Raw genomic sequence first — 237 nt, 5'->3', positions numbered from 1 at the left:
CCGCCAGATCGAGGATAAAGGTCTCTGATTTTAGCTTGGAGAGCAGGTTCTTCATCGAGGTGTTTTCCACCAGCTCGCCGTGCTGAATGATGCCGATGTTGCGGCACAGCATCTCTGCCTCTTCAAGGTAGTGCGTGGTCAGAATGATGGTGGTGCCTTTGTCGTTCAGATCCTTCAGGAAGCCCCACATGGAACGGCGCAGTTCAATATCCACGCCAGCGGTCGGTTCATCAAGAA

At 53.2% G+C, this 237-nt stretch carries 1 pseudogene; it reads right to left on the bottom strand.

Annotation, left to right across the window (positions count from 1 at the left end):
* A pseudogene (locus RTW80_RS30750) lies at positions 1-237 on the bottom strand (ABC transporter ATP-binding protein); the annotation flags it as partial.

Origin of the sequence: Escherichia sp. AM3, from assembly GCF_032029835.1 — a bacterium.
GTDB lineage: Bacteria > Pseudomonadota > Gammaproteobacteria > Enterobacterales > Enterobacteriaceae > Escherichia > Escherichia coli.
Note: the sequence above shows the minus strand (reverse complement) of the source record. Positions and strands in the feature narration are given on the sequence as shown.